Source organism: Streptomyces sp. NPDC088254, from assembly GCF_044740925.1.
Taxonomy (GTDB): domain Bacteria; phylum Actinomycetota; class Actinomycetes; order Streptomycetales; family Streptomycetaceae; genus Streptomyces.
In genome coordinates, this window is sequence record NZ_JBIURQ010000001.1 from 1,333,746 (window position 1) to 1,357,537 (window position 23,792).

The 23,792-nt window shown below is 71.5% G+C and carries 16 protein-coding genes and 2 pseudogenes; 9 read left to right on the forward strand and 9 right to left on the reverse strand.

Going from position 1 to position 23,792, the window contains the following annotated elements; all coding sequences use genetic code 11:
* Positions 1 to 11 precede the first annotated feature (11 nt).
* From ACIOC0_RS05790 to ACIOC0_RS05805, 4 genes are all read right to left on the reverse strand, one after another.
* Entirely contained in the window at positions 12 to 2,855 is a 2,844-nt protein-coding gene (locus ACIOC0_RS05790) for a SpoIIE family protein phosphatase (protein WP_402152779.1), read from the reverse strand.
* Between the two features lie 156 nt (positions 2,856 to 3,011).
* Positions 3,012 to 3,968 carry a cyclase family protein gene (locus tag ACIOC0_RS05795; protein WP_402152781.1) on the reverse strand — a complete coding sequence of 319 codons (957 nt, stop codon included), beginning with the start codon at positions 3,966 to 3,968 and terminating at the stop codon, positions 3,012 to 3,014.
* Between the two features lie 409 nt (positions 3,969 to 4,377).
* Complete coding sequence (locus ACIOC0_RS05800) at positions 4,378 to 5,094, reverse strand: DUF2993 domain-containing protein (protein WP_402152782.1); 717 nt, start codon at positions 5,092 to 5,094, stop codon at positions 4,378 to 4,380.
* A gap of 40 nt (positions 5,095 to 5,134) precedes the next feature.
* Positions 5,135 to 7,339 carry an MMPL family transporter gene (locus tag ACIOC0_RS05805; RefSeq protein ID WP_402152784.1) on the reverse strand — a complete coding sequence of 735 codons (2,205 nt, stop codon included), beginning with the start codon at positions 7,337 to 7,339 and terminating at the stop codon, positions 5,135 to 5,137.
* 169 nt (positions 7,340 to 7,508) lie between these two features.
* Here ACIOC0_RS05805 and ACIOC0_RS05810 point away from each other — a divergent pair, with 169 nt between their 5' ends.
* From ACIOC0_RS05810 to ACIOC0_RS05825, 4 genes and pseudogenes are all read left to right on the forward strand, one after another.
* The gene (locus tag ACIOC0_RS05810; protein WP_402152786.1) at positions 7,509 to 8,132 is read left to right on the forward strand and encodes a TetR/AcrR family transcriptional regulator; all 624 of its coding nucleotides are present in this window, start codon (positions 7,509 to 7,511) and stop codon (positions 8,130 to 8,132) included.
* A 45-nt stretch (positions 8,133 to 8,177) separates the two neighbouring features.
* Positions 8,178 to 9,023 (forward strand): annotated as a pseudogene (locus ACIOC0_RS05815) (alcohol dehydrogenase catalytic domain-containing protein); the annotation flags it as partial.
* Between the two features lie 128 nt (positions 9,024 to 9,151).
* Entirely contained in the window at positions 9,152 to 9,844 is a 693-nt protein-coding gene (locus tag ACIOC0_RS05820; RefSeq protein ID WP_402152788.1) for a response regulator transcription factor, read from the forward strand.
* Positions 9,841 to 11,292 (forward strand): ATP-binding protein, encoded by a 1,452-nt coding sequence (locus tag ACIOC0_RS05825; RefSeq protein ID WP_402152790.1) that lies wholly within the window; start codon positions 9,841 to 9,843, stop codon positions 11,290 to 11,292. The genes ACIOC0_RS05820 and ACIOC0_RS05825 overlap by 4 nt, the downstream gene beginning before the upstream one ends.
* A gap of 211 nt (positions 11,293 to 11,503) precedes the next feature.
* Here the strand turns inward: ACIOC0_RS05825 and ACIOC0_RS05830 are convergent, their stop codons facing one another.
* A complete protein-coding gene (locus ACIOC0_RS05830) occupies positions 11,504 to 13,654 on the reverse strand; it encodes an MMPL family transporter (RefSeq protein WP_402152792.1) in 2,151 nt (716 codons plus the stop codon).
* A 224-nt stretch (positions 13,655 to 13,878) separates the two neighbouring features.
* Here ACIOC0_RS05830 and ACIOC0_RS05835 point away from each other — a divergent pair, with 224 nt between their 5' ends.
* Complete coding sequence (locus ACIOC0_RS05835; RefSeq protein ID WP_402152794.1) at positions 13,879 to 14,331, forward strand: hypothetical protein; 453 nt, start codon at positions 13,879 to 13,881, stop codon at positions 14,329 to 14,331.
* A gap of 62 nt (positions 14,332 to 14,393) precedes the next feature.
* On the opposite strand, the pseudogene ACIOC0_RS05840 reads toward ACIOC0_RS05835, so the two are convergent.
* Together ACIOC0_RS05840 and ACIOC0_RS05845 are read right to left on the reverse strand one after the other, a co-directional pair.
* A pseudogene (locus ACIOC0_RS05840) lies at positions 14,394 to 14,924 on the reverse strand (DUF4397 domain-containing protein); the annotation flags it as partial.
* Positions 14,925 to 15,100: 176 nt separating this feature from the next.
* Positions 15,101 to 15,370 carry a hypothetical protein gene (locus ACIOC0_RS05845; protein ID WP_402152795.1) on the reverse strand — a complete coding sequence of 90 codons (270 nt, stop codon included), beginning with the start codon at positions 15,368 to 15,370 and terminating at the stop codon, positions 15,101 to 15,103.
* Positions 15,371 to 15,392: 22 nt separating this feature from the next.
* Between ACIOC0_RS05845 and ACIOC0_RS05850 the strand changes: the two genes are divergently transcribed.
* The 3 genes from ACIOC0_RS05850 (at position 15,393) to ACIOC0_RS05860 (ending at position 17,721) form a co-directional block, all read left to right on the forward strand.
* A complete protein-coding gene (locus ACIOC0_RS05850; RefSeq protein ID WP_402152797.1) occupies positions 15,393 to 15,593 on the forward strand; it encodes a hypothetical protein in 201 nt (66 codons plus the stop codon).
* A gap of 113 nt (positions 15,594 to 15,706) precedes the next feature.
* A complete protein-coding gene (locus ACIOC0_RS05855) occupies positions 15,707 to 16,396 on the forward strand; it encodes a response regulator transcription factor (protein ID WP_402152799.1) in 690 nt (229 codons plus the stop codon).
* The gene (locus tag ACIOC0_RS05860; RefSeq protein WP_402152801.1) at positions 16,393 to 17,721 is read left to right on the forward strand and encodes a sensor histidine kinase; all 1,329 of its coding nucleotides are present in this window, start codon (positions 16,393 to 16,395) and stop codon (positions 17,719 to 17,721) included. The genes ACIOC0_RS05855 and ACIOC0_RS05860 overlap by 4 nt, the downstream gene beginning before the upstream one ends.
* 5 nt (positions 17,722 to 17,726) lie before the next feature.
* Here ACIOC0_RS05860 and ACIOC0_RS05865 read toward each other — a convergent pair whose 3' ends face one another.
* Positions 17,727 to 18,092 (reverse strand): CAP domain-containing protein, encoded by a 366-nt coding sequence (locus ACIOC0_RS05865; protein WP_402152803.1) that lies wholly within the window; start codon positions 18,090 to 18,092, stop codon positions 17,727 to 17,729.
* Here ACIOC0_RS05865 and ACIOC0_RS05870 point away from each other — a divergent pair.
* Positions 18,076 to 18,396 carry a hypothetical protein gene (locus tag ACIOC0_RS05870; RefSeq protein ID WP_402152805.1) on the forward strand — a complete coding sequence of 107 codons (321 nt, stop codon included), beginning with the start codon at positions 18,076 to 18,078 and terminating at the stop codon, positions 18,394 to 18,396. The two genes, ACIOC0_RS05865 and ACIOC0_RS05870, sit on opposite strands and share 17 nt — an antisense overlap.
* A 495-nt stretch (positions 18,397 to 18,891) precedes the next feature.
* Here ACIOC0_RS05870 and ACIOC0_RS05875 read toward each other — a convergent pair whose 3' ends face one another.
* Positions 18,892 to 23,787, reverse strand: coding sequence for a DNA repair ATPase (locus tag ACIOC0_RS05875; RefSeq protein ID WP_402152807.1), 4,896 nt, complete (start codon positions 23,785 to 23,787; stop codon positions 18,892 to 18,894).
* Between the last annotated feature and the right edge of the window lie 5 nt (positions 23,788 to 23,792).

Below are 23,792 nucleotides of genomic sequence, written 5' to 3' on the forward strand. Positions count from 1 at the left end.
AGGCATTGCCGTCAAACACCGGCGAGCCCGCACTCGGCCCAGATGACCTTGCCCTGCGGGAGGTAGCGCGTCCCCCAGCTCCGTGACAGCTGCGAGACGAGGAACAGGCCACGGCCGCCCTCGTCGGTTCCGGCCGCGCGACGCAGGTGCGGGGCGGTGTTGCTGGCGTCGGAGACCTCACAGATCAAGGTTCGGGCATGGAGGAGCCGTACCCGGATGGGCCCGGCGCCATGGCGGACGGCATTGGTGACCAGCTCACTGATCACGAGCTCCGCGGCGAACGCGGCCTCGTCGAGCCCCCAGTCGGCGAGCTGCCGGACGGCGGCGGCGCGCACTTCGCCGACCAGGGCCGGGTCGGCGGGCAGTTCCCAGGTGGCGATCCGGTCGGGGTCCAGGGCGTGGGTACGGGCGACGAGCAGGGCGATGTCGTCGCAGGGATGAGCGGGCGCGACGGTGTCCAGGACAGCTTGACAGGTCTCCTCCGGCGTGCGGCCCGAGTGGGCCAGGACGCCCCGCAGCTGGTCGAGGACCACGTCGACGTCGCGTCGCCGGTCCTCTATGAGTCCGTCCGTGTAGAGCACGAGCCGGCTGTCCCCGGGAAGGTGGAAGTCGGCGGCCTCGAAGGGCAGGCCGCCGAGACCGAGAGGAGCTCCGGGAGGCAGTTCGGGGAAGGACACCGTGCCGTCGGGGTGGACCACCGCGGGCGGAGGATGGCCCGCGCGGGCCATGGTGCACTGTTGCGAAGTCGGATCGTAGATCGCGTACAGGCAGGTGGCGCCGATGGCGCCACCGCCGTCCGAGGTCGGGTCCTCCCGGTCCAGGCGTCCCACCAGGTTGTCGAGGTGCGTGAGGACGTCCTCCGGAGGGAAGTCGAGTTCGGCGAAGCTGCGTGCGGCGGTGCGCAGTTGGCCCATGGTGGCGGCGGAGAGCATGCCATGGCCGACGACGTCCCCGACGAAGAGGCCGACACGGGTACCCGAGAGGGGAACCACGTCGTACCAGTCTCCGCCGACGTCGGATTCGGCGGGCAGATAGCGGTGCGCGACATCGACGGCACCCTGATCCGGCAGACCGTGCGGGAGCAGACTGCGCTGCAGGGCCAGGACCATGGTGCGTTCGCGCGTGTAGCGCCGGGCGTTGTCGATGGACAGGGCGGCTCGGACGGCCAGTTCCTGGGCCAGTCTGCGATCGTCATCACCGAAGGGCGCGGTGTCCCGCCCTCGGTAGAAGCCGGCGATGCCCAGCACGACACCGCGGGCGACCAAGGGCACCGCGATGAGGGAGTGCAGGTGGCTCAGCAGTTGCTCGGTGAGCTCGGGGTCCTGCGCGAGCCAGCCCGCGGCGGCCTCGAGGTCCGGTTCCAGCACTGCCTGTCCGTCGGTCAGACACCGTAGGTGGGGCGTCGTCGGGCCGTACTCGACCCGCTTGCCGACCGGCCTGAAGGGAAGGCCGTCGCGAACGCCGTGGACCACTGTGCGACGCAGGTCAGTGCCGGCAACGGCGGACTCCGCACCGCGCAGTACGGGCTCGGGCAGGTCGATGGTGACGTAGTCGGCCAGTCGCGGCACCGCCGTCTCGGCGAGTTCCTCGGCGGTGCGACGTACGTCCAAGGTGGTGCCTATGCGGGCGCTGACTTCGGAGAGCAGCTCCAGGCGGCGTCGCGCGGCCAGGGCGTGCCTCCCCACGTCCGGCTCCCCCACCAGGACAAGCCCTCGCACCGGGTACGGAGAGCCGGGACGCCGGTCCGTCGCTTCGCCGGCGTCGGTGGTCGTGCCGCCCCGGTCGGATTCGACCACGCGCAGATGCCGGGACGATGCGTTGACGGAACCGTGTCGGGGCGCCGGGGCAGCATGCAGCGCTGCGGACAGCTCGAGGCCGGAGACGTCGGCAAGCCCAGCGGAGAGGCTCAGCGGCTCGCCGGCCTGATGCGGGGTGGCCCGGGACCTTCCGGAGACACGGTCGGGAAGGAGGGCTTCCACGGCGATGCCCGCCACCCCGGAGGCACTCGTCACCGGACGGCTCACGAGCGTGACCCGCCGGCCGTCGGACAGATGCACGTCGACGGTGGACGGATACCCTCCGGAGATCAGCTCGGTGGCCTTCCCCATGAGGACGGACCTGTCCCGGGGGCGCAGTTCGAGGGCCAGTTCCGTCACCCCGACGCGGTGGGGGAGACCGGCCGCGTTTCCGGCTCCGGCGTCCGACCAGGCCCGCAAGAGAGCGCGGCCCCGCGCGGAACTCTGCCCGAGCAGCCGCCGCTCGATGGCCTCCGCCGCTTCGCGTATCACGGTGGCCAGCGCCGGGTCCTCGGCGCTGCGCGGATAACCGAAGCACAGGACACCCTCGATACGGCCGCTCAGCAGGTCCCGGACGGGGAGCGCGCGGCAGGCGCTCTCCTGGGAACGCTCGGCGAAGTGCTCGGCGCCGTAGACCCGGATGAGCCGACGCTCCGCCAGGGCCAGACCGATGCCGTTGGTGCCGGCGACCCTCTCGGAGAACACGAATCCCGGAACGCGTTGAATCGCCGGGAGCGCTGTGGCCAGAGACGCGTCTCCGAAACGACGCAGGAGGACGGTCCCGTTCGCGTCGGCGACGGAAATGTTCATCGGCCTGCCGGAGAACCGATACTGCAGCCGGTCGAGCACGGGCACGGCCGCGCGCACGATCGGCTTGTCCGGATCGAGATCATCCCGGTACGGAAGGTCGTCCTGGTCCGGCGAGAGCCCCAGGGATCCGCAGCGCTGCCATGATTTCAAGATCGACGCTCGCACGCCCGTCTCGACCGGCTCTCCCTGCAGGAACCGCTCACGAAAACGAGCGAGCCCTGCGCCGTCCATCGCAGGCCCCGTAGGCATCGACTCCCCGCCGGGCAGAACCACGCCGCGCCTCACTCCCGCCTTCAATAACCTGATCTGCGGAGATATCCGGCATTGACGAGAATACGGGACATCGGGGGGAGAGGGGTACGATTCCCAGAGCTCCTCACCCAGAGTAACCGGACGGGGGCGCCGTCACAGGACCGCGACCGGGGTGACGGGTGAGCCGGTCCCGCCCGGGATGTTCAACGGCGCCACCACGAGCATGAATTCATGCCGCCCCGCCTCGGCGGTCGCCGCGGAGAGCGCCTCCAGGTCGAGGTTGTCCAGCAGCGGCACCCCCATCGCGGCCACGGCCAGGGCGTGCACCGGGGAGTGCACGCCGTCCACCGGTGAGGGCCGCACATCGCTGTCGCCGTCTCCTCCCAGCATCGCGACACCGCGTTCGGCCAGCAGCGGTACGGCGTCCACATGGAGGCCCGCGCTCGCTGTGTCGGGGTCCCAGGCACCGAGTTCCCTACGCCGGCGGACCTGTCCGGAGCGCAGCAGCAACGCGTCGCCCTCGCCGATCGTCACATCGAGCGTCTGCTCCGCCGCGATGATGTCGTCCGCGTGGACCGCCAGCCCCGGCTCCAGCCAACGGATCTTCCGGACGGCCGGGAGGTCGAGGAGCACCCCCTTCGTGACGAGGGAGCCGAGCATCGACACCGCTCCGAAGCGGGCGCCGGCGGCGTCGACGACCTCGCCAGCCGTCCGGCCGTCGTAGAGCCGCCCCTGATAAGCGATGTGGCTCAGTGCGTCGAGATGGGTGACGCCCTTGCCGTGGTAGTCGGCTGCGATGAAGTCCTTGTGAGTGGAGGGTTCGGGGGCTTCCACCTCGCCCAGATCGGTCATGTGGTGCAGAGCCGGTCTGCGGTTGTCGGGGCCGGGCCGGGTGTTCCAGGGCAGCGCCATCGGGACGACAGTCCCGGACCGGACCAGGGCCGTGGCCCGCCGGACATGCTCCGAGGTCACCCGGTTCCATGCGCCACGGTCGGCCGGGACCCACCGTCCCCAAGTCCGAACCGCCTCGAAGAGGGCGTCGAACTGCTCACGCGACACGGCAGGACCATTGGGCTCGGGGTCCGGGACCCGGGCGGAAACCGAGCTCATCCGTCCTCACCGATCCCTCCGGGGCCGGCCGCTCGACGCGGCAGAGTCCTTCGAAGGCGTCCTGCCCGAGTCTCCCTGGGGCCACCGCGTCGGCGGCCGCCTCGAAGAGCCGAGCGCGCGCATCCTCGCCTGACTACCGATTGTCGACGAACGTGCAGTTCGTCGCGAACGACGACGCCCGCGTCAGGAGTCGCTCTGTCCGCCGCGCTCATGCGCACGCCGGGGCGCAGGCGCAGCCTGTCCGCCTGGCGTGTGCTGCCGGATCACGTGATGGATGGGTTTGTCTGCCGCGGACCGGGCGAGCGGCGGCTTGCTCCAGCTTGGGAGCAGCGGCATGGTCATTTCTCGTCTGCGCGCCGGGGATGTTTCCTGCCCCGCCACGAGGACGCCCGCCCTCCTGTGCTCGGCGTCAGGTCGCCTCCAGGCCCCCCGGTGTCGGGCCCGCGGCTATCGAGAAGGCGAGCACGAGACCGTCGCTCGTGGCGTACGCGGAAGTGAGCGCGACCCCGTGGGGCAGCCCGGTGAGGGGCACGGTGCGGGGTGCGAGCTTGTCCCGCAGCCCGGAGGCGGCCGGCAGGGCGGCGAGGTCGTCAGCCGTCACACTGCGGTCGAGGACGTTCACCGTCGTGGGCGTGAGAGTGAAGGCGTCCGGCGTCGTGGACAGCACGGCCCGCACACTCACCGGCAGTCCCAGACGGCCGACGCTGCCGCTGAGAATCAGGTCACCGTCCTGGCCGCCGGCTGTCAGGCCGTCACCGAGCGTGCCCATTCGCCGGGTGACTTGGTCGTACCCGACGGTGGCGGTCCCCGTGCCGCCCGCACTGTCACCTTCCGTCGTGACGTCCTTCAAGTGGATGCTCACGTCCACCACCGCGTGCTGACGGTGCACGCCGTCGGCGCTCACCCGTACGTCCCCGACCTCTCCCCCGAGAGTGCGCAGCCCCGCGAGCGGGGTGGTGAGACGGGCTTGCACCGGCCCCTCCGGCTTCAGTCTGCGCGACGCCTGGGCGGCGATGCGGTCCTCGGCCCGGTGTTCGACCAGGAGGTCGGTCGCAAAGACGAGGGTGGTCAGGGCCACGCCCGTCGCGACGAGAAGACGCATCTTCTTGCGGCGGTCAGATGTCACTCGGCTCACTGGCTTCCGATCGGTCGGTGGGGTCGCAGAGTCAGGCGTGCAGGCGGGGGAGTACGCGGTCGAGCCGGCGGGGTATCCACCAGTTGGCCCGGCCCATTAGGAACATGGCGGACGGCACCAGGACCAGGCGCACCACGGTGGCGTCGAGGATCACGCTGATCGCCAGCCCGAGGGCGAACATCTTCACGACCACGGTCGGCGACGCGGTGAAGGAGAGGAACACCGCCGTCATGATGAAGGCGGCGGCGGAGATCACGCGGGCGGTGGCGGACAGTCCCTCTCCCACCGCGAGCCGGTTGTCACCCGTGCGATGCCAGACCTCGGCGATGCGGGAGAGAAGGAAGATCTCGTAGTCCATCGACAGGCCGAAGACGATCGCGAACATCATCATGGGGACGTACGACTCGATGGGCACCGGCTCGGACAGCCCCAGCAGTGAGTCGCCCCAGCCCCACTGGAAGCACGCGACGAGCACACCGTAGGACGCGGCCGTGGTGAAGAGGTTGAGGGCGACGGCCTTGAGGGGGATCACGACGCTGCGGAACACCGTCATCAGCAGCAGGAACGCCAGGATCAGCACCGTGGCGACGATGACCGGCAGCCTGTCGCCGACCGTGTCGCGGAAGTCGGCCTGCCCGGCCACGGCGCCGGTGAGGTAGGCGTGGGCGCCCGTGCCGTGGAGCGCCCTGGGCAGGGTTTGTCCGGAGAGGGTGTCGAGCAGGACGCCGGTCGCGGCGTCCTGCGGGCCCATGGCCGGGATGACGGTGGTGAGGAGGATCTTCTTGTCGGCACTGGCCTTGACGGGGGAGAAGGACGCGACACCGTGCGTGTCCTTCAAAGCGGCGGTCACGTCGTCGCGGATGCGGGCGACGGGCGTGCGCGTGCCGCTGACGTCGACCACGGTGAGAACCGGGCCGTTCGCTCCCGCACCGAAGCCCGGTCCCTCGGCCTGCGTGATCCAGTCGTACGCGGTCCGCGTGCTGCTTCCGGGCCGGTCCGCGCCCGCGTCGACGTGCCCGAGGCGCATCGACAGCGTCGGTACGGAGCAGACGCCGAGGACGGCGAGACCGACGGCCAGGAACGTCCACGGCCGTCGGGAGACGAGGCGCGCGTAGCGTTGCCAGCCGTCGTGCCTCCCGCCGCTCTCGGCGACGGGGCGGCGCAGCCGGAGCCGATCGATACGCCTGCCGACCAGGCCCAGGGCCGCCGGGACCAGGGTCACGGCGGCGCCGGCGGTGACGACGACAGCGAGGGCGCCCGCCAGCCCGATCTTGCCGATGAAGTTCAGCCCTGACGCGTACAGGCTCAGCATGGCGACGGCCACGGTCGCGCCGGCGATGAGGACGGCGCACCCGCTCGTCTGCGCCGTACGGGCCGCGGCGTCGACCGGATCGCGTCCGTCGACGAGGTCCTGACGGAAGCGCGTCGTCAGGAAGAGGGCGTAGTCGATGCCCACGCCCAGGCCGATCATGCCGGCGAGGGTCATCGACGAGGTGGCGAAGGAGAGGACGGCCGCGACGAGGCCCACCAGACTGAGACCGACGCCCACGCTGATCAGTGCGGTGACCAGCGGCAGCAGCGCGGCGAGGACACTGCCGAAGGCCAGCAGGAGGATGACGAGGGCGGTGGCGAGGCCCACGCCCTCGCTCAGCTTGTCGTCGGCCGGTTCCCGGACCACCTGTTCGAGGTCACCGCCGTAGGCGACGCCGAGTCCGGCCGCGCGGGCGGGCTTTGTGGCGGCGTCAAGACGGTCGGTGTAGTCGTGGCCCAGGTTCTTCAGCTGCACGTTGAAGGAGACGGTGGTGTACGCCGTACGCCCGTCGTCACTGGTCACGGGAGGGGAGGCGGCGGTGACGTGCGGCAGGCCGCGCAGGTCGGCCAGCGTCAGGTCGACGGCTGAGCGCCGGTCGGCGAGGGTGCCGCTGTCGGCGTGGAAGACGATCTTTCCGTTGGGCCGGCCCGCTTCGGGCATGGAAGTGGCGAGGAGCTCGGCGCCCCGGTCGGAGGCGGTGCCGGGCAGGTCGACCTGGTCGCTGAAGGTGGGCGCGGCGAGATGCCGCCCCATCAGGGAGGCCATGAGGATCAGCAGCCAGCCGGCGATGACCGCGGCCGGATGCCGGGCGCAGAAGCCACCGAGCCGGCCGAGTGCGCTGGACAGCGGAACGCGGTCCTCCGGTGATCCCGTGCCGGTCGGCGAGACCGTCGGCGCCGAGGGGTGCTGTGCGGGTCCGGGCACGGTGGGCTCCCAGGGAAGGTTCGTCGACAAAGCGCACGCTAGAGCAGAAGTGTCACGGATGACAATTGTCAGTCGTGACATTTTCTCCCCGGCGTCGAGCATCGGCACAGCTCAGCGTGGTGCCGGGCGTCGATTGACAGGGGCGACACCATGGCCGAGGCTTCGATGCATGCCGAGGGAGACCACCGCCGCCGGACTGCGTGAACGCAAGAAGGAGGAGACGCGACGCCTCCTGCTGGAAGGGGCCGCCCGGCTGTTCAAGGAGCGCGGTTTCGAGGACACCACCGTCGCGGACATCGCCGCCCACGCGAACGTGTCGGTCCGTACGTTCTTTCGCTACTTCGAGAGCAAGGAAGCGCTGCTGCTGCCCGACGGCCTCGAGGTCTTCACCTACGTCGAGAACGCGCTGGAGCGCCGTCCGGCGGAGGAGGATCCGCTGGACGCGGTGTGCAACGCCCTGCTGGAAGCGGTCAAGCCGTTCACCGCGTCCACCCTGACCGCCCTCAGCCACCCGCTGGAAGGCCTTGAGCACGTCATCACGACCCGCCTCGTGCAGGCCTTCTCCGATTTCGAGGAGCGGCTGACCGCCCTGGTCCGGCGCAGGCTGCCTCGGGACACGCCGGACGCCGACCTCAAAGCGGCCGTGATCGCCTGCGCAGCGCTGTCCGCGGTGCGTGCGGTGCTGCGGACGCGACGGGCGCGCCGCGCGTCCGGCATCACGGACGACGGCCCCGCGCCATTGCCGCAAGCCTTCGACATCCTGCGCGAGATCGGCTCTCACGACCCGCTGTGAACGACCTCAGGCCGTCGGGCCACAAGGAACCGGCGTGGTGGGCTGCATGAGTTCACAGGCGTGGTAGCCGAGGTCGGCAGCGCGGTTCCCGGCTTCTCCCCGGGCGACCCCGTGGCCGTCGGCAACATCGTCGACTCGTGCGGCAGGTGCCGCATGTGCCAGGCCGGCCAGGAGAACTTCTGCCGTGAGTTCCCGACACTGACCTACGGCGGAGCCGACCGGCAGGACGGGTCGACCACACCGCGCGGGTACTCCCGCGAGTACGTCGTGAGCAATCAGTTTGCCTACCACCTCCCTGCCAACCTCGACACAGCCGCCGCAGCCCCCCTGCTCTGCGCCGGCGTCACCGTCTGGGAACCGCTGCAGGCGCTCGGAGTGGGCCCAGGCAGCACCGTCGCCGTGGCCGGGCTGGGCGGCCTGGGGCACCTCGCGGTCAAGATGGCGACCGGGCTCGGCGCCACGACCTCCGTCATCAACCGGACCCCGGACAAGGCTGACGAAGCGCGCGGCCTTGGGGCGCAGGGATTCGTCGTGTCCACCGACCCGAAGCAGACGGAAGCGGTCCACGACCAGTTCGATGTGGTCATCGACACCATCTCCCCCCATGACCTGGCTTCGTACCTGCGTGTGGTCGCCATGGACGGCACCCTCAGCCATCTCGAGCTCTTGGAGCGCAATGACGTCCGCTACCGCTTCGTGCTCGACATGTCCGACCTGGACCGACCGAGGCGGCGTGTCCAACAAGGCAAGTCCGGCAACACCACGAGAGCCGCCCGGACGCAGTCGGGCGCGAGAGCCACCTGGGGACACCGGGCGCCCGTGACCGCCGCGGAGGATCTACTGTCTGGGTGCCGGGTGCGATGCCGGCCATCTGGTCCCCCCTGCTCATGAGCCGACGATAGGTTCCATTTCTCGGGTGTCCGTAAGAGCGCGGTCCCCAGCGACGCTCTAATCCTGGTCTCAGGTTGATCGGCGACAATGAGCGGCAAAAACATCGACTGGAAGGGGGGCGGGCCGACGTGCGGATCATGATCGCGGATGATGAAGCGGCCATCCGTGAGTCGCTGGAGCGGGTGCTCCAGGTCGAGGGGTACGACACCAGCACGGTCGCCAACGGTCTCGCCGTGCTCGACGGGGTCGGTGGGGCCGACGGCGACACGCTGGATCTGCTGATCCTCGACGTGATGATGCCCCGCCTCGGCGGGTTGGAGACCTGCCGGCGGTTGCGGGCCGCGGGTCGGGATCTGCCGGTGCTGATGCTGACCGCCCGTGACCAGGTCGCCGACCGGGTCACGGGGCTGGACGCCGGCGCCGACGACTACCTGCCCAAGCCGTTCGCCACCGAGGAGTTACTGGCCCGGGTGCGGGCCCTGCTGCGCCGGCGCACGCCGACCGACGAGGAGTCGCAGATCCTGTCGTTCGCCGACGTCCGGCTCGATCCCGACAGGTTCCAGGCGTGGCGGGGCGGGCGGCCGCTGCGCCTGACCCGGACCGAGTTCTCCCTCCTGCAGGTCCTCGTGCGCAACGCGACCCGGGTCCTGACCCGCGACGCGCTGTTCGAGGCGATCTGGGGCTTCGACATGAGCGCCACCGCCAACAATCTCCAGGTATACGTGAGCTACCTGCGCCGCAAGATGGAGGCCGAGGGTGAGCCGCGATTGATCTACACGCTGCGCGGCCTGGGATACACGTTGCGGGAGACTCCTCCGTGAGCAGGCCCGCCGGCCGGGAACCGCGCCGGCTGACCCGATGGTGGCGCCGGCGGTCCCTGCGGACCAGGCTGACGGTGATCGCGGCGACGGCCATCGCGGTCAGCGTGTTCGTGGCCTTCCAGGTGGCCAGCGAGCTACTGGGCTGGGAGCTGCAGGACGCCGCCGAGAATCAGCTACGCGCCGACTCCCGCGTCCTGGCGACGAACGCGGAGCGCGCCGGTCTGGCGCAGGTCCAGCTACCCCCGTATCCCGGCTCCGGTCGGCTGGTGCGGGTCATCCTGCCCGACGGCTCGACCCGGACGCCGGCCGGCCAACCCGCGCTGCCCCCCGTCAGCGAGCACGCCGGGCGCGTGGCGCAGGGTGCGTCGGCCGACCTGATGGAGTCCAACGACAGCGACGAGGACGGCTACCTCGTCTACACGCTGCGGGCAGGCGACGGCGCGGTCCAGGTGGCCCAGGTCGCCGACGACAGCCCGATCAACCGGTTCGGGTTCGGCATGCTGCTGATCGGGCTGCTCTGCGTGGTCGGCGGCGCCCTTGTCGGGCGGACCGTGGCACGGACCGGGCTGGCACCGATCGACCGGCTGACCGCCGCCGCGGTACGTGTCGCGCACACCCGGGATCTCGACGCCGACATCCCGGATGAGGGCGGTGGGGAGATCCGGCGGCTGATCCAGTCGATCAACGACATGCTCGCCGCGCTCCGGGACTCCCGGCGGGCCCAGCGGCTGCTCGCCGAGGACGCCGCCCACGAGCTCAAGACCCCGCTCACCAGCCTGCGCCTCAACGTCGAGCTGCTGATCCGGCTCGATCAGCGCGGCACCCTGGACAGCGCACTGCCGGCGGAGAGCAGGACCCGGCTGCTCAACGATCTCGGCGCCCAGGTGGCCGAGTTGAGCACCCTCGCCGCCGAGCTGACCGACCTGGCGCGCGGTGACGTCAGCGACGAGAGCACCGAGGTGCTCGACCTCGCCGACGTGGTGGTGGCCGCCGCGACCCGGGCGCGTTCCCGCATGCCCGACATCGAGGTCGCGCTCGACGTGACCTCCGTGTGGGTGAGCGGGCGTCCCGCTGCGCTCGAGCGGGCGGTGCTCAATCTCATCGACAACGCCGGCAAGTGGTCCCCCGCGGACCAGCCGGTCCAGGTCCGGCTCCGTCCCGAGGGCGCCTCGGCAGTGCTCGACGTCGACGACGCCGGGCCGGGCATCGACGCCGCCGACGCACCGCGGGTGTTCGACCGGTTCTACCGTGCCGACAGCGCCCGCGCGTTGCCGGGATCCGGTCTGGGGCTGTCGATCGTGCAGCGGGTCGTCGACGCCCACGGCGGCCGGGCCACCGTCGCCCGCTCCGCACGCGGTGGCGCGCTGCTTCGGGTCGACCTTCCGGCCGCGGCCCCGCCCGCCCCGATCGCGCGGCTCACCGCCGGGGATGACACCGTGGTGCACTGACCCGCCCCGGCGGCGCGGCGCAGGACAAGGAACGGCGGCCCTCGGGAATGGCCCCGCGCGGCTCACCGTCGGAGATGACACCGCGATGCGCCGACCCCCGCCCCGGCGCGTGGCACAGGACCAAAGAGCGGCGACCGTCGGGCCCATGAAGAGATCCGGGACGGGCCTGGGTCCCCGTCCCGGATCTCTTCATGGGCCCGAGCCGCCGCGCTCACCGTTGCAGCGCGGGCTCCTCGCCGTCGGCGAGCGGCTGTTGACCGTCCGGCAGCTCCGCCGCTGGACGGGACAGTCGGCTCGGCCACCAGATCCGCCGGCCGATCAGCAGGGTGAGGGCGGGCACCAGGACCGACCGCACCAGCAGGGCGTCGAGCAGCACGCCGAAGGCGACCAGAAACCCGACCTCGATCAGCATCACCAGCGGAAGTGTGGCGAGGACCGCGAACGTGGCCGCCAGGACCAGGCCTGCCGAGGTGATGACGCCACCGGTGGCGGAGAGGGCTCTGAGCATGCCCTCTCCGGTGCCGAGACGCACGGTCTCCTCCCGGGCCCGGCTGGCCAGGAAGATGTTGTAGTCGACGCCGAGCGCCACCAGGAACAGAAATGCCAGCAGCGGCACCGAATAGTCGATCCCCTTGAACCCGAGGATCGTGTCGAAGACGAACACACTGCCGCCGAAGGCTGCGGCGAATGAGACGATCACGGTGGCCATCAGGGCCAGCGGGGCCAGGATCGCGCGCAGGAGCAGCCCGAGGACGATCAGGACGACGGCGAGCACCAGCGGGATCACCAGCTTCTCGTCGCGCTCGGTGGTCACCTCGGTGTCGAGGTTCTCCGCACTCGGCCCGCCGACGATCGCCTCCGCCCCGCTCACCGCGTGCACGGCGGTGCGCACCCGCTTGATCGTGTCGTACTCTGCGACGGTGTCCGGCGCGTCCTTCGGGAACACGGAGATGTCGGCCCAGCCACCGCTGGTCTGCTCCGGGATGGCCAGGGCCACACCGCGAGTGTGCTTGACGACGTCGAGCACCCGCTCCTGGTGCGCCGGCCGCGTGAAGATCGTCATCGGCTGGCCGCCGAGCTCCGGGAAGTGCTGGCGGAGAACGGTGAAGCCGGTGACCGACTCCGGCGCGGACAGGAACTGGTCCTGCTCCCGCAGGGCGCCGGTGTTGCCCGCCAGCCCCAGGGCGAGCACGCCGAGGACTCCGAGCGAGCCGAGCATCGCCACCCACCGGCGGCGGCTGATGGCGGTGCCGAGCCGTCCCCACAGCCCCGGCTTCTCCTCCACGGCCGTGCTGAACCGCGGGATGGCCGGCCAGAAGATCCGCCTGCCGAGCACCACGAGCACCGCCGGGAACAGCGTCAGCATGGCCACCAGCGCGCACAGGATGCCGGCCGCGCCGATCGGGCCCAACCCGCTGGTGCTGTTCAGGTCCGCGACGAGCAGGCAGAGCAGGCCGGCGACCACGGTGGCCGCGGACGCGACGATGGCCGGCGCCGCGCCGCGGAGCGCGTGGACCATCGCGACCCGGACGTTCTCGTGGTGGTGCAGTGCTTCCCGATATCGAGCGATGAGCAACAACGCGTAGTCCGTGCCGACGCCGAACACCAGGATCGTCAGCAGCGCCGAGTTCTGGTCGTTGACCACGATGCCGAAGCCCTTGACGAGCAGGTAGACGGTCGCCATCGCGGTCAGTGCGGCCGCACCGACGGCCACCAGCGGGATGATCCACAACACCGGGCTGCGGTAGGTGAGGATGAGCAGGAGCGTGACGACGACGATGGTGGTGAGGAGGACCTGCACGTCGATGCCGTCGAAGACGGCGTCCATGTCGCCGTCGATCGCGCCCGGACCGGTCACGTCGAGTTCCAGGCCGGAGGGGCGGTCCTTCGCGGCGTCACGCAACGGGCCGACGATGGCCTCCGGTGCGCCGTAGGTCGTGCTCACATCGAGGGTGAACATCATCGCCTTGCCGTCGGTGGAGGGTCTCATCGGTGAGCCCTCGTCGTCCTCGCCGGCCGCCGCCGTCGCCTTCGGCGGATACCGCTCGGCAAGGGTGTTGTAGTGGCGTTCGACCGTCGCGCGGTCGGCGTCGGTCATGCCGCCGGCGCGGTGGTACACGAAGACGAACGTATTGCTGTCACCGCCGGGGAGACTGTCGTCCAGCACCGCCACCTTGGTGGACTCGGCACCGGCCGGCAGGGTGTCCACGGCGCTGTCGGTGGTGACCGAGCTCAACTTTCCGCTCAGCGGCACCATGCCCGCCGCCAGCACCAGCCATAAGCCAATCACCAACCAGGGCACCCACCGGCCTGCCAACCTGCCGGCCGGCGCTTCCCCGGACGGCGCTGCATTGACTGCCATCACTAGCCTCCTACATACGGGCCGCATCGCTTGTCTGGACGCCTACTTCGTACCGAGCGAACCTGAGACGACTGTTAATACGGTGCTCGGGCCGGTTGGCCGAACCGTGTGCCCAGCGCACGCCGACACGCCGCGGGGGAGCCGGATCGGGTCGATCAGCGGGCAGGCGCGCCGCCGGCCGGCGGACTTCCGGCAGCAGTTGCGGGCACAGGGAGCGGGGGAGCATGACCACGGTGCGGGAAGAGGCGCTGCTGGAGACGCGCATCGCGGACATGGCGGGCGTGAAGGTCGACGATGCCCGAGACGTATTCGCCGCACACGGGCTGCCGCTGGTCGTCTCCCCGGCCCGCCCGCGGTCGCTCAGGATGCACCGGCTGCGGGTGGCCGGCGAGCGCACCGGAGACGTGGAGCCGGGCCCGTTCGACGAAACAATGTCCTTCTCCGCAGACCTGACCGCGCTGGTCGCCTCGTACTTCCGGGGCGGGACGTCGGTCCGCACGCGGGCCTCGCCGCAGCCGGCCACCTCGAAGAGGCCGATGTGCGCGAGGATCTCCTGCGGGCCGGGCATCGTGCTTCCGCGGGCCGTTGCGGTGCGCCGGCCGTGGAGGCGGGACGGTCCGACGGGGTTGCCGCGAAGTCCCGCGGTAGCGCGGGCTGTTCCGGCGGCGGGCCCGTGAGGCCGACGGCGACTGCCAGTGCGGCAGCCGCCACGATCGGGTCTGGGTGCCGACGCCTGCCGTCACCCCTGTCGGCCGGCGAAGTGGCGGGCCGTCAGGACGACCGTCACCGTGACCACCCCGGCCGCGCCGGCCCACGCCGGCCACATGCCGGAGGAGTTCGGGGTGACCGCAGCGCCGCTGCCGCCCGCGTCGACGCCCCGGGGGGCCGATGCCATGCCGTTGAACGACCGGGTCGCCAGGGCCAGGTTCTTGTCGTCGGCGCTGCCCCAGGCGTAGACGACGTTGCTGGTGCCCTCCTTCAGGGGCAGTTCGATCGGGCCGATGGCCACGGTGTCCGTCCCGGCGAGCACCACCTCGGCGTTGACTGTGCCCGCATCGACCTCGGCGGTGTCCTGCTTCGGGTTCGTCAGGTCGGTGAAGACGGGTCGACCGCCGGCCCGGACGTCCACTGCGGGAGCAGCCGCAACATGGCGGACCGTCACACGCGCCTTGCCGACGTCGACATCGGAGACGTCGTTGGTGAAGGCCGTCAGCCGGGGCTTGCCGTCGGCGGAGAGGTGCGCGGCGACCGTGGCGTTCCCGCCCTCGGGACCGCCACCTCCCCGACACCCCGCTGAGCTCACCGGCACATCCCCGCGCAGCCTGCTGCACTGGTCGAACTGGCGTGGACACCACCAAGCCACAGACCGGCGCAGCCACTACCGGCGACGACTCGCTGCCCCCGCAACCGGGTGGTTCACGAAGTTGCATGGAGTACTGGGGGGCGTCACCACGACACCTCGCGGACCTCGGCCCGGCTCTGCGGCTGGATCGTGGCGGTGATCTCCGACCGCCGGCGGCTCGCCGAGAACGTCACCGTGAGGGACTGCGCCTCTGTCCGGCTCGTGGTCACAGTGAATCCCCGGTTCGGCACCGCCGAGATCAGGCACACCGCGTCGTCGCCGAACCGCACGGTCGCCTTGCCGCCCTGGGACGGCACCGTATAGACGCCGGCGCCACCTTCCTGGCACCCCGAGCCGTCCGCGCCGGTCGGCACTCCCCGGGGACTGGTCCGCGCGGTGGGCGTCGGCGGTGGCGTCGGGCTGAGATCGGTCACCGGCTCGCTGCTCCGGGGCGGCGGGCTGGGCCTGCGGCTGCTCGCCGACGGACTCGGGGAGGGTTTCGCGGTGGTGGGGCTGGGCCGTGGGGGCTTGAGGGGCTCACTCGGCGCGGACTGCGCGACCGGCGCGGTCGGCCGGGTCGACCCCACCACGAAGTGAATCGTGAGGATCACAGCGGTGACACTGGCTGCCGTGCAGGCCAGCCATATGATCAGGTAGCGCAGGAGGCGGGACACGACACCATACTGACGGACCGGCTAACGTGCCTGCTCATGGCCTCCGTACTTGTCGTCGAGGACGACCCCGTCATCCGGGCCGCGCTGATCGAGGTCCTGACCGGGCACGGCTACGCGGTCAGGACCACCCACCAGGGTTTCGAGGCACTGCGCGAGATCACCCAGAGCCCGCCGGACATCGTGGTGCTCGACCTGGGGCTTCCCGATCTCGACGGCCTCGACGTGCTGCGCATGATCCGGGGCATTTCCCGCCTGCCGGTCCTGGTCGCCACCGCCCGTGACGACGAGAGCGAGATCATCCGGCTGCTCAACGCTGGGGCCGACGACTACCTGGTCAAGCCGTTCTCCGGCGGCCAGCTCGCCGCCCGGCTCGCCGCCGTGCTGCGCCGGTCTGTGCCAGCCGACGTAACTGCGGCCCGGCGGCCCGTCCTCCAGGTGGCGGACCTGCGCATCGACCCGACCGCGCGCACCGCGCACCTGGATGGCCGGGAACTGCCCCTGACCCGCCGCGAGTTCGATCTGCTCGCCTACCTCGCCGACCACGCCGACCAGGTCGTCACTCGGCAGCGCATCCTCGCAGAGGTGTGGCAGCAGCCGTACCTCGAGGACCAGACGGTCGACGTCCACCTCTCCGCACTCCGCCGCAAAATGGGAGAGAAGCCGCGAAATCCCCGTTACTTGCGCACGGTTCGCGGCCTGGGCATCAAGTTGGTCAGCTCCCCATGAGACGTGCCCTCGCCGGAATCGCCCTGGCCGTCACCTCGATGGTGGCCCTGTCCTTCCTCATCCCCCTCGCCCTCCTCGTACGCGAACAGGTACGGGACCGGGCCACCACGGCCGCCGAGCAGCGGGCGTCCGCCCTGTCTCCGGTGCTCGCCCTCACCACCCGGCGCGCCGACGTGCAGCAGGCCGTCGCCGAGCTCGGCTCCTCCGACCAGCTCGTTGTACGTCTGCCCGACGGCGACTTCGTCGGCGCCCCGCACGCGCCCCGGGCCGCACTCGACCGGGCCGTGCGCGGGCGCGAGACGCTGGCTGTGGACACCGCCGGCGGCTGGGTCTACCTCCAGCCCGTCGTCCTGCAGGGCGACCGGGTCGCGGTCGTGGAAGCCTTCGTGCCCGTCGCAGACCTCACCCGGGGCGTGGTCGCTTCCTGGGGCGTCATGGCGCTGCTCGCGCTGGGTCTGGTCGGCGGTTCCGTACTCGTCGCCGACCGACTCGGCGCCCGCGTCGTCCGCTCGTCGCGCAGTCTCAAGCGCGCCTCACTGGCTCTCGGCTCCGGCGATCTGGACGTGCGGGTCGAACCCGACGGCCCGCCCGAACTGCAGGAAGCCGGTGCGGCGTTCAACACCATGGCCGACCGCGTCCTCGACCTGCTCGCCGTGGAACGCGAACTGGTCGCCGACCTCTCGCACCGGCTGCGCACCCCGCTGACCGCTCTCTACCTGGAGGCCGACCGGATGGGGTCGACGCCCAGCGCCCGGCGGGTCGCGGAGGCGGCCGGCCAGCTGGAGAGCGAACTGGACTCGATCATCGCCGCGGCACGTACACCGCTGGCGTCGGCGCAGTCGGCCCGTGCGGCGGCCGGCGCCACGAAGGCGTGCGACGTCGCCGAGGTGGTCGCCATGCGCCTGGACTTCTGGTCGGTCCTCGCTACCCAGCAAGGACGACCCTACGAGCGCTCCCTCACGCCGCGACCGGTGCCCGTAGCCTTCCCCGAGGACGACCTCGCAGCCGTCGTCGATGCCCTGATCGGCAACGTCTTCCGGCACACCCCGGAGGGCACCGCCTTCGCCGTGCGCGTGGAGCGGGCGGATCGGCACGTGTTCCTCACGGTCGACGACGCGGGACCGGGCGTGGCGGACCCCGGCGCAGCGCTCACGCGGGGTGTGAGCGTCGGAGGTTCGACGGGTCTGGGCCTGGACATCGTGGCCCGGGCGTCCCGCGCGGCGGACGGCGAACTGACGATCACCCGGGCGCCCTTGGGCGGCGCCCGGGTGCGGGTGTCGTTCGTACTGGCCCACGCGGGCGGGGCCGGCGGCGGGATACGGTGAGCGGGTCAGCGACGGGCGCCGAAGTCCTGCGTCCACCAGGGGCCGCCGTCGCCGAGGTGGACGCCCACGCCCAGCTCCTTGAAGGAGCAGTTCAGTATGTTCGCGCGGTGCCCGGGGCTGTCCATCCAGGACTTCATCACCGAGGCGGCGTCCGCCTGGCCCCGGGCTATGTTCTCGCCCAGGGTCGACCACTGGTACCCCGCGGCCTCGACCCGGCTCGTCATCGTCGAACCGTCGGGGCCGGTGTGGGACATCACGCCGCTGCTGGCCATGACGTCGCTGTAGTCGTCGGCGGCCCGGGTGAGCCGGTCGTTCGCCGTGACCGGCGAGCAGCCCGCCGAGGCCCGCTCCTTGTTGACCAGCGCGAGCACCTGGGCCTCGGGCCCGCCACCGGACTCCGAACCCGACCCGGAGTCCGGTCCGGTGCTGCCCGGCCGCGTGCCGCCGGTACCGCTCGCCGACCCGCCGCCGCTGCTCTTCGCCGTCGTCCCCGCAGGCGCCTTCGACACGGGGACGGTCGTCTTCCGTGCACGGGTGGTCGGGCTCGCCGATTGCTTCCGCTTCTCCTTCGGCCTCGCGCTCGGCGAGCTGCTCGCCCTGGTGCTCGGGCTCGCCGAAGCAGAGGCGAGCGGCGCCGCACTGTCGGCGGCGTCCCCGGCGCCCGGCGTCCTGTGAGTGCTGTTCGCAACCACCCGGTCCGAGGCGTGGCCGTCCTCGCCGCTGACGACGGCCACGGTGATCCCGACGCCCGCGATCGCAGCGACGGCTCCCACGGCCAGCGCGGGCCCGCGCGTTTTCGGCCCACTGCGGGGGCGGGCGGGGAAGCGGGACGAGCGAGCGGCTCGGCGGGAACCCATGCAGGACACCTCGGTCTGTCGGTCGGATGACTCGGCCCCGCATTCCGGTGGTCGCGATCGCGACCACCGGAATCTGTGGGGGTGTTCGAGAGCCTAGGACCCGGCCGGGGCCGAGACTTCCATTCGAAGGTCATCTTCAAGAAGCCTTAAGAGAGCCGCCAAAGTCCGCTGAGGAACGGCTGGAAGCGTCCCGACCCGTCACGCGCCGGCTCGGTCTCCACCGTTGCCCGGCAGCCAGAATCCCGATGAGCCGTTAGGCCTTCGGACGGCCCCGGCCCCCGGCTCGCTCGCGAGCCCGTGCGCATGCCGCATCTCAGTCCCCGCCACCGCCCGGTGTCGGCCGTGCGGCGTGCCGGGCCGTGGGGTTCATTGCCCGATGTCGCGGGTCGGCCACCCGGTTGATCGCCGACTCGACGGCTGCGATCCGGTCGGCCAGGAGACCGAGGGCCGAGACGGCCCGGGCGATGTGGTCGTCCTCGGGGCCGCCGAGGGACTGGGCTCGGACGTGGGCCGCCTTCAACTCGGTCCAGCGGGCCGACTGCTCGGCGTTGAGAGTGCCGCGCAACTCGGCCAGCTTGAGGAGATTGGCTTCGGCACCGCCGGTGAGGGTTTGGGCCTCGGCCCGGTACTGGTCCTCGATCAGCGCGGCCAGCTCGTCGTCGTTCATGACGGGCTGGACGCGCTGGGCGATCTTGTTCATGGTGCGGTAGGAGCCCTGGAGCCGGAAGGGTGGTTCCGTGCGCGTCGTGTCCGACTGTGCTGCCGAGGCGATGTACGCCGCGTTCACGGCCAGGACCGTCTCCCGGGCGGTCAGCAGGTGACGCAGTACGGCCAGGATTCGCTCCAGCTCTACGGGGGCGTACGGATGCGTCAGGCGGTCCGCTCGTGCCGCCGGGTCGTGCTGCGCGAGGCGGATCAGCAGGTCGAGGTCGGCGCGGTCGCGGCCGGCGAGCGGGGCGAGGACCGGGTTGGCGGTGAGGGCGTTCTCGATGAAGCTGAGCGCGAAGACGTCGTCCTTGCCGGTCAGGACGTCGCCGAGGTTCCACACGTCGGCGCGGTTGGCGAGCATGTCGGGCACCTGGAAGCGGCTGCCGGACTCGGTGTAGGGGTTGCCGGCCATGCAGACGGCGAAGCGTTTGCCCCGCAGGTCGTAGGTGCGCGGTTCGCCGTCCCGCACGCCCTCGATGCGGCGGGTGGCGTCGCAGAGGGGGATGAACTTCTGCAGCAGTTCGGGCGAGGTGTGCTGGATGTCGTCCAGGTGGAGGAGGGTGTTGTTGCCCGCCGCCAGCGCAAAGTTGATCTTCTCGACCTCCTGGCGGGCGGTGGCGTTCGGCGCCTCGGCCGGGTCGAGCGAGGTGACGGTGTGGCCGAGTGCCGGGCCGTCCACCTTGACCAGGATCATGCCGAGCCGGTCGGCGACGTACTCCATGAGGGTCGTCTTGCCGTAGCCGGGCGGGGAGATGAGCAGGAGCAGTCCACCGGAGTCGGTGCGCTTGGACTCGCCCGTGGTGCCGAGCTGCTTGGCGAGGCTGTCGCCGACGAGCGGCAAGTACACCTCGTCGATGAGTCTGCTGCGGACGAACGCCGACATCACGCGCGGCCGGTACTCGCCCAAGCGAAGACGGGCACGTTCGGCGTCCACCAGGGCTGTACGGCGCTGCTGGTAGGCGCGGTGGCCGGGTACGTCTCGGGTGCGGAAACGCCTCGTGCGGGCGAGGAGTTCGTCGACGCGGACCGTGAGGGCACGGCCGGTGATGCGGGGGTGGGTGCCGAGCAGGCCCGTGACGGTCTGCGTGAGCGGCGCGTCGGACTCGTAGCGGGGTAGCCCGGGGCAGAGTTCGGCGGTCACCGCCTCGGCCAGGTCGCCGGGAGTGAGGTCGGTACCGGTGGCGGTGGTGTACGCCGTCAGCCATGCCTCGACCAATTGCTCGCGGGCGGCCGGGGCGGTGAGGGCGGTGAGGTCGTCGTCATAGGCCGAGGTGCCCACGGTGCGGCGGAACTTCTCCAGCAGGGTGCGGGTGCCTGAACTGATGACGAAACCGGGCGGGCCGCTGGTCAGCTCCTCGAAGAGGTACGTGGCCGCCCCTTCTCCGCCCGCTACGTCCGCCAGCTCCCGTTGCAGGTCGGCGATCGCGGGTGCCAGGCCGAAGGTGTCCCGGGCCCGGGCCAGGGACACCGCGCGCCCAGTCCAGCTCCGGCGCTCCCCGTCCGTGGTGCCGTGCTCCCAGAACATCTGGGCGGCTGCTCGCGCGGCCGGCTCGTGGCGCAGCGGACCGGCGCCCTCGCACAGGCGCAGGAGCGCGGTGAGGATCGCTGTCGCGTCGTGGTCGTGGACCCCGCGCTCGTAGCCCTCGTCGTACGCCGTCTCGGCGGCCTGCCGCACGAGGGCGGGCAGGTCGGCCTCCGTGAGGGCCTCGGGGCCGTGTTCGTCGAGCAGGCGGGCGGCGAGGTGTTCGGCGCGGTAGACCTCGGGTGACTCCGAGGGCAGGGGACGGTCCCAGTACGGGCGGGTGGCGGTGAAGGTGGGGTCCGCGACCGGGGAGCGGTAGTCGGTGCCGGTCAGGGCGAAGGCGAGGGTGTCGCCGTGCGGGACGAGGGTGAGGTCGAGGGACTGGGTGTTGACGGCGAAGCGGTGGGTGCCGAGGCGGATCGTGCGGCCGTCGTCGGTGTAGAGCTCGGTGCGGTCGCGCAGGGCGCGCAGCGCCTCCTGACGGGCGGCCTTGAGGCGGCCGTCCAGCTCCTCGGCCCTCACCTGGTCGCCGAGGTCACGCAGTTCGTCGGCGGCGCGGCGGACCTTCGCGGGCATCGGGTCGGAGGTGAAATACGTGCTGACGGCGTCCGTGTCAGGCTGGGCGGCGGCCCGGCGGGCCACGGTCCGCAGCACGCGGGCCGCCGAGTCGGCCAGGCGTTCGGCGCGCCGGGCGCGGGCGTCGGCGAGGGTCTGCTTTCGGGCGGAGAACGCCTCGTGGATCTCATCTCGCTTGTCGGCGAGGGCGGTGAGGAAGTCGTCGAACTCGGCGAACCGGGACTCCAGGTTCTCCACCTGTACGAGCAGGCGGGCGAGCTGCTCGTCGCAAGCCTCCGGGCTGTCGGCGGCAGTGAGCGCGCCGGTGACGGACTGGCCCAGCAGGGCGAGTTCGGCGGAGAACTCAGCCCGCCCCTCCCGGTCGAGGAGCTCGCGGCGACGGCCGTCGAGGGCGGCGCGGGCACGGTTGACGCCGCCGAGGACCTCGGCGATGCGCTCCAGGATCGCGGTGCGGACTGTGGCGTCGCCGATGTCGAGACCGGCGACGACCTCGGTCACCGTGCGCAGCTCGTCGGCGAGTTCGTCCGTGCGGGCTGCGACGGGCGCCGCCTCGGCCACGGTGACGACCGCCTCGGCGTCGGCGACGAGCCGCTCGACCTGCGCACGGTGGTCGACGAAGGCGTCCTCGCGGGCGAGGTGCGCCACGGCACGCCGGCCGAAGGCGACGAGGTCGGACTCGGTGTCGGCGGCCAGTTCGTCGATGCGGGCGGTGTCCGCGTACCGCATGTCCTTGAGGGTGAGCAGATGGCCCTGCGCGCGGCGCAGCTCGGTCAACCCGGTCACCCAGCCTGCCGCACCGCGTGGGGTCTCGCCCCGCAACCGTCGTACGACCTCGGCGACCCGCGCGGCGGCTTCGGCGAGCGCGTCCTCGACCTGCTGGGTGAGAGCCTGGACGGTCTCGAACTCGGCCAGGACCTGTTGTGCCGTGTCGCGGAGTTGAGCCAGTGGCGTGTGGAGGTCGCCGAGTTTGGGGTCGGCCAGCCAGTGGTGGGTGTCCGCCGCCCGGGCGCAGGCGGCCAGCAGCGCCTCATACACCTCGGTCGTGGGTGTCGTACCGGCGACGGCGCCCGTCACGGAGAGGCAGTCGGAGATGCCGCGCACGAGGTCGGCGTTGCCGATGCGTGCCAGGGGACCGGTGCCGACCGGCTGGGCGGCGGCGTGGGTGTCCGAGACGTACGGGGAGTTCCACAGCTGCACAGGGTGGACGCGCTGCGGTTCCCCGGCGTCGGCCCGGAGGATCGCGAGCAAGCCGTCGTCGAAGAGCGCCCAGCCCTGGCAGGGGAGGGGGTTGGCCATCTCCTTGCGGATCGTGTTGTACGGGAGAAGGAGGCCGCGGCCCTGCACGCGTGCGTGGAAGGCGTAGAGCACGTCCTCGCCGTTCGGGGAGCGGATCTCCCGTTCGAACTCGAGTTCCGTCGTGTCGAGTTCGTACGCCTTGTGGCTGCCGGTGGCCAGGCAGCAGCCGCCGGGGAAGACGATCCCCTGGTCCTCGGGCAGGCGGCGGCACGCCCGGCCGATGCCGTCGAGGCGGACCACGGTTCTGGTGAGGGTGTTGAACACCAGGTGACGGTCGGTGTCCTCCTTGTAGGGGCGGACACGCAGCAGGACCAGGGCGCCCACGCACGCGTGGGCGATGTCCGCGTCCGCGAGGGACTGAAGTGGCTCGTCGACGGGCTCGGTGTAAACGCCTTCTGCCGTCTCGGTGTCGTCGTCGACCTTGACGGTCAGCACGCCGCCCACCGTGGAGACGAACACCTTGCCGTGGATGGAGACGAGCGGGTGCCGTCCGAGGACGTGGTCCTCGCGCGTGCTGTCGATCCATTCGACGTCGTGGGACGGGGGGAGGACGTGGTCGCGATCGCCCCGCGCGTCGAGGAAGGTGGCCCGTCCGCCGTCGGAAAGGGCCCAGCGCAGCACCCGCGTGTCGTCCGCCTTCTCGCCGGTCTGGAAGACGGCGAGCAGCTTGCCCTCGGTGCGCCGGAGCCGGAGCAGGTGGGCGTGGCGGTAGTAGCGGTGCAGGGCGGTGAACTCGCGGACGAAGGCGGGGTCGTCGAGCAGGCCGGGGACGGCGTCGTCAGGCAGCCGTTCCAGGTTGCGGTCGTACAGGGCCAGGACGTCGCCGACGCGTGTGTCGGCCTCCCGGCTCGGGACTGCGTTGCAGCTGAACAGCAGCACCTCACCCACCGCGACGACGTCCCGGGGCACCGCCGCGTGCTCGGTGCGCAGTCGCTTCGTGCCGGCGAGCTCGAACCGCGTCGAGCCGAACTCCTCGATGCGGCGGGCGTTGAGCGCCTCGGCGCGCCGGGCCAGTTCGGCGGCCTGGGCGGTGAGGCGGTCGCGCAGCACCTCGTACGTGCCCCCGTCCACGGGGTCGTACGTGCCGGCGTGCGGGACGGTCGTCATGGCAT

What these genes read in the sequence shown, in the direction of transcription:
- ACIOC0_RS05860 (WP_402152801.1), top strand. Translation starts at nt 16,393, where the DNA reads ATGAGACGTGCCCTCGCCGGAATCGCCCTGGCCGTCACCTCGATGGTG.
- ACIOC0_RS05830 (WP_402152792.1), bottom strand. Translation starts at nt 13,654, where the DNA reads ATGGCAGTCAATGCAGCGCCGTCCGGGGAAGCGCCGGCCGGCAGGTTG.
- ACIOC0_RS05855 (WP_402152799.1), top strand. Translation starts at nt 15,707, where the DNA reads ATGGCCTCCGTACTTGTCGTCGAGGACGACCCCGTCATCCGGGCCGCG.
- ACIOC0_RS05875 (WP_402152807.1), bottom strand. Translation starts at nt 23,787, where the DNA reads ATGACGACCGTCCCGCACGCCGGCACGTACGACCCCGTGGACGGGGGC.
- ACIOC0_RS05795 (WP_402152781.1), bottom strand. Translation starts at nt 3,968, where the DNA reads ATGAGCTCGGTTTCCGCCCGGGTCCCGGACCCCGAGCCCAATGGTCCT.
- ACIOC0_RS05810 (WP_402152786.1), top strand. Translation starts at nt 7,509, where the DNA reads ATGCCGAGGGAGACCACCGCCGCCGGACTGCGTGAACGCAAGAAGGAG.
- ACIOC0_RS05790 (WP_402152779.1), bottom strand. Translation starts at nt 2,855, where the DNA reads ATGCCTACGGGGCCTGCGATGGACGGCGCAGGGCTCGCTCGTTTTCGT.
- ACIOC0_RS05835 (WP_402152794.1), top strand. Translation starts at nt 13,879, where the DNA reads ATGACCACGGTGCGGGAAGAGGCGCTGCTGGAGACGCGCATCGCGGAC.